This window comes from Desulfobacter latus (assembly GCF_013389365.1).
GTDB classification, from domain to species: domain Bacteria; phylum Desulfobacterota; class Desulfobacteria; order Desulfobacterales; family Desulfobacteraceae; genus Desulfobacter; species Desulfobacter latus.
On the sequence record NZ_JACADJ010000122.1, the window covers coordinates 1 to 5,084 of the forward strand.

Genomic DNA, 5,084 nt, shown 5'->3' on the forward strand with positions numbered 1-5,084 from the left:
TTAAGCATTATGATAGTTTAATATAACTATCCATCTTTATTAGAATAAATTTCATATATACTTAGCCAAAGCAATAAATATACCTTAATCTATTATTTTGTCAAAATATTTTTCGAAAACTCAAGTAGATATTAAAACGGCTGCCCAAAGTGCTGTTTCTGCCTGCGGCCTTATAAAACCAGACATAATTCCAGGATTATCATTCGAAGAAATTTTCGAATTTTCACCATATCAGATTCAGAAACAGTTGGGTGCCGGTATCATGGATTACGGAAAACCCGTTGTATTTGTTCTGGAAGCACCCATGGGAATGGGAAAAACAGAAGCAGCACTTTATGCTGCATATCTTCTCATGGCAAGCGGGCAGAACAGTGGATTTTTCTTTGGGCTACCGACCCGGCTCACCAGTGATCGAATTCATGAACGCATTGATCCGTTCCTTAAAAAAATATGTGAGGACAAAACTGTCGCAAAGCTGGCACACGGCACAGCCTGGCTCAAGGCATTCTGGCATCCGTCATTTGAAAAAGGAGGTGAGGCCTTCAAGCCTGGGAATCCTTGGTTTAACCCCAGAAAACGCGCCCTTTTACATCCATTTGTAGTGGGAACCGTAGATCAGGCACTGATGAGTACCCTTCGAGTTAAACACCATTTTGTCCGCACGTTTGGGCTTGCAGGAAAAGTCGTTATCCTTGATGAAGTACACAGTTACGACGGCTATACCGGCACTTTGATCGAAACCATGGCATCCCAACTGACTCAGATCGGCTGTTCTGTCATCATTCTTTCGGCAACCCTCACTGGAAAAAGACGTTCGGCATTTTTCAAAAATAACCAGCGGGTCAAAGAGAGACAAAAAGAAGCCTGTCAACTAGCCGATGAATCTTGCGACAAAACAAGTTCAGCTTCCTATCCATTAATCAGTGGGCCGGGATTTGCTCTCACATCACCGCCGCCAAAGGGGCAGGCATACAAGATTCATCTTGGGGAAATGTCATATTTTGAAATGGCAAGTCATGCTGTTGGCAAAGCGCTTCAAAGCCATTGCGTTCTTTGCATTGCCAACACCGTTGCAACAGCCCAGGCCTGGTATGACGCCCTATCAGCTGAAATGCCCGCAGATGCCTTTCCCATTGGATTGCTTCACTCTAAATTTCCCGGATTCCAGCGGGCTGCCATTGAAGAATTATGGATGACACGACTTGGAAAAAACAAAACAAATGGACCTGAAGATATGCGTCCTAATGGATGTATTCTGGTCGCCACCCAGGTAGTCGAACAAAGTGTTGATATAGATGCGGACTATCTTATTACTGAACTTGCTCCCACCGACATGCTGCTTCAGCGCATGGGGCGCCAGTTCCGGCATGCCAGAAAGAACCGCCCTTGCTCAACACCAGAAACACTGATTCTATGCGGAAATCCGGATCAATCCGACAGTCTGGACGAAGTTTTAGATGCGTTTGGCCGGAGCAACTGCCATGTTTATGCGCCCTGGGTTTTGTGGCGGACACGGGATGTATGGAAAAAACGCAGGATGGTCACCATTCCCGATGATATTCGAACACTCCTGGAAACCACCTATGAAGAACCGGCCAGTCAATGCGCCCCAAAAGCGCATTTGATGGAAGAACTGCATGCCCAATTTCTTCAACATAAAAATGCCTTGGCTGATAAGGCGATAGGTAACCTTTCTACGGTAACAGCCATGCCCGTTGGCGATGACAATGAAACATGCGCCACACGCTACAGCGATCTTCCCAGCACGCAAGTTCTTTTGGTCAAGGATATCAACAGCACTGGAAATGAGGCCCAGTTAACCCTGCTTAATGAAACCCGTGTTATAGTCAATGCAGTTCGTCCCGATCCGGCAGTAACGGCACAGCTTTATCTAAATCTTGTTACGATTCCTTCCTGGCTTCTGCTGAGGTATGGTCTCATTGAGACTCCAGCTTTTTTGAAAAAGCATTTTTTTGAAACAACGCCAATCCTGCTATGGGATAATAATAGTGGGGAGATCATATTAAACAGCCGGTTAACCGACTTTCAATACACCCCCTTGAAAGGGCTTTTCAGAACATCGATTCCGGAATTGTCCAGTTCAAATCACTCCAACGAAAAAAAGAGTTCTGAAGACTCAGCAATATATTTAACTGATTTTGAATCAATGGACCCCTTCGACAAATCTAAATTTGACTGGTAACCCATTGCTATAAAAAGGGAGATTAACCCATAAACCTGACAGACGAACCATGGATACCCATTATAAGAGATGACGGCACCCGGGAACGGGTCAGCCTGATCGCATTGTTTAAAGAAGGTGAGACCATTCGAGATCTTGCTGTTAACCCGCCCCAGCGCGTTGCACTGATGCGTCTTTTGATCTGCATTACCCAGGCTGCACTTGACGGACCACAGGATGAAAAAGACTGGTTTCAATCCCAAAAAAATCTTGCTCAAAATGTAATCGTTTATCTTGAAAAATGGGGACATGCTTTTGAACTTTATGGATCAACCCCATTTATGCAGGCAAAAGATATTGAACCCCTTGATAATGCGACGCTGGACAAACTCAATTTTAACCTTTCCGCTGGAAATAATTCCGTACTGTTCGATCATCAAGCCTCTCCATCAGGTAGGGTTCACGGCCCTGAATGGTGTGCATTAATGCTTTTAACCTTTCAGTGTTTCTCGCCGGGCGGTCTGATTGGTACAACACAATGGGGGGAAAACAAAACAACGAAAACCAGTGAACATGCCCCTGCAATAGAAGGCTCCATGATCCATACATATATCCGTGGTGAAAATCTACTCATAACGACATGGATGAACCTTCTTACCAAAAAAATGATAGCTGAATTTCCCGGAATGAATTTTGGAAGGCCCATTTGGGAAGACGACAATATTCTTAAAGGAGATCCGGAAGCTGCCCGTATATCAACTGCGTCCTATTTAGGCCGCTTGGTTCCTCTATCACGGGCTATCTTTTTAAACAAAAACAAAAATTTTACCCTTGCAAACGGCCTTTCCTATCCCAAATTGCCTGCCCAGCGGGAACCTTGTGCTACGGTGGTCAGGCGGGGTAAGGGGAAAAATGAAAAAGATATATATATTGCAGTTAACCTTTCACGACACCCATGGAGGGAACTATCGTCTGTACTTTCATTGAGCAAAACATCCATTGCAGGCGGCGCTGCCTGTTTACGGCATTTAATATACATAAAATCCGATCGTGTAGACATCTGGACCGGCGGAATGGCAGCAGACAAGGGCAAAATACTGGATGTGGCCGAGTGGAATTTCTCGCTTCCCATTGAAATGCTGAATAAAACCGAGCTTTTAGTCTATGAAAAGGGAGTGGAACTGGCACGAAAAGGAGAATACTCGCTTAGGGAGGCTGTTAAAGCCTGGTACCAAGAGATGGCCGTCGATTCAAAAAGTATTTCCTATGAAAAGGCATTAATGAGTTACTGGGCTCTGCTTGATAAACAATATCTTGTCTTAATCCGCTGTATAAGCAGTTCAGAACCATTGGGACAAGCGTGGTTTCCCATTATCTGTCGGGCCATGAATACCGGATTTTCCAATAGCTGCCCCCATACAACACCTCGTCAAATTCAGGCATTTGCCATAGCCGGACAAAAGCTTCGACTCAAAAAACCGGAGGACTGATTACTATTTAGGATTAAATAACAAATAGTTACAAATTGACTATGAACTCAATTTCAAAAGAACAACTCTGAACTATATTATGATAGGAGAATAATAAGATGACAAAAAAGACCCACCACCCTGTCCAGGTCTTTCTCAAATGGGCAAAAGGCAGGGTTGAAGCAAAAGACCGTGGCGTCCTTGCTGACCTGCGCAGGGGATTCAGTCCAGGGACAGAACATCGATGCTGGCCCTATATTGCCGTTTATTGCGATCTTTCAAAAAAACGTGAACGTATCATTTGGCAAACAGTTGCCGCAGGATTTGCAACATTTGAACAGACAGCCGACTCCGGCAATCTGGGTGCAGTTATGCGACGCCTTGCCCTTGACGGGGTGTCTGGTTCCCCTGAAGATGCATTGCGATCCTTTGATGCAAGGTTCAGGCGCCTGCTTACATGTGACAGTGCCGTAGACGTCTGTGAAAGGCTTCCCGGTATTATCAAAGCAGCGAAAAGCAAAAACATTATTCCCATAGATTTTGAGGTACTCTACAAAGACCTTTTTTACTGGGGAGAACGGGTAAAGCTCAGGTGGGCGACATCATACTGGGGTGGGCAAAAAGATGAGGAAGATGAAGCCGATATAACAACGTCATTGCAGGAGCCCTCACAGCCTTCCAATGAACAGGAGGGCCTTCAAACATGACCTTTTTATCCCAGCTTTTTATCAATAAGACAGATGCAGCACGAAGACGGATAAGTGATTCCTATGCCTGGCACCAAGTTATCTGGAAAAGCTTTATGAACTGTGATGGGAAACCGCGCTCTTTTTTATTCCGCATTGATGATGCAGGAACCCGGTTCAGACTCTTACTGCTTTCAAAAACCAAACCTTCAAGTGATAATTTTGGCAATTGGCAAATTAAAACCGTCTCCCCTGATTTTCTGGGTCACCAATGCTATCGATTCCAGATCAAGGCAAACCCAACCATGCGCCGTGCGTCTGATCGTAGACGCATCGGTATTTATTCAGAAAACAAGCTGCGTGAATGGATAGAAAAAAAAGCAGAAAAAAATGGATTTAAAATTGAACCCAACTCTTTGATTATCGGTACTCCTATGGATGAGGTGTTTGTCCGGAACCGGACCCGTGGCAAGCATGTCAGCGTAGATTTCCAGGGGGCCTTAAATGTCTTTGACCTTGAAGTTTTTCGCACTGCTTTTGAGAAAGGGATTGGTTCAGCCAAATCGTTCGGGTACGGAATGCTGATGCTCCAGCCAACTAACACAGAGCATTAAAAAAGATTGGCATCCTTCATTTTCCGTTTGACACTTCGTAAAATCAAAATGTGTTTTTGAGATGCTGAAAATTATTTTTTAAAAAAAATACTGTGAACAGCACGTTCCTTTAGTGTACTTTAGAATTGAACAA

General features: G+C 44.4%; 4 protein-coding genes. All 4 read left to right on the forward strand.

Annotation, left to right across the window (positions count from 1 at the left end; all coding sequences use genetic code 11):
• Window positions 1-247 precede the first annotated feature (247 nt).
• The 4 genes from cas3 to cas6e all read left to right on the forward strand — a co-directional run bounded on the left by cas3 (window position 248) and on the right by cas6e (window position 4,951).
• Window positions 248-2,203 (forward strand): CRISPR-associated helicase Cas3', encoded by a 1,956-nt coding sequence (gene cas3, locus HXW94_RS18000; protein WP_281357874.1) that lies wholly within the window; start codon window positions 248-250, stop codon window positions 2,201-2,203.
• A gap of 35 nt (window positions 2,204-2,238) precedes the next feature.
• Window positions 2,239-3,672 (forward strand): type I-E CRISPR-associated protein Cse1/CasA, encoded by a 1,434-nt coding sequence (casA, locus tag HXW94_RS18005; protein ID WP_218576802.1) that lies wholly within the window; start codon window positions 2,239-2,241, stop codon window positions 3,670-3,672.
• 98 nt (window positions 3,673-3,770) lie between these two features.
• Complete coding sequence (gene casB, locus HXW94_RS18010) at window positions 3,771-4,358, forward strand: type I-E CRISPR-associated protein Cse2/CasB (protein ID WP_178368281.1); 588 nt, start codon at window positions 3,771-3,773, stop codon at window positions 4,356-4,358.
• Window positions 4,355-4,951, forward strand: a complete 597-nt coding sequence (gene cas6e, locus HXW94_RS18015; RefSeq protein ID WP_178368282.1) for a type I-E CRISPR-associated protein Cas6/Cse3/CasE — start codon at window positions 4,355-4,357, stop codon at window positions 4,949-4,951. The genes casB and cas6e overlap by 4 nt, the downstream gene beginning before the upstream one ends.
• Window positions 4,952-5,084 lie beyond the last annotated feature (133 nt).

What these genes read in the sequence shown, in the direction of transcription:
- casB (WP_178368281.1), top strand. Translation starts at nt 3,771, where the DNA reads ATGACAAAAAAGACCCACCACCCTGTCCAGGTCTTTCTCAAATGGGCA.
- cas6e (WP_178368282.1), top strand. Translation starts at nt 4,355, where the DNA reads ATGACCTTTTTATCCCAGCTTTTTATCAATAAGACAGATGCAGCACGA.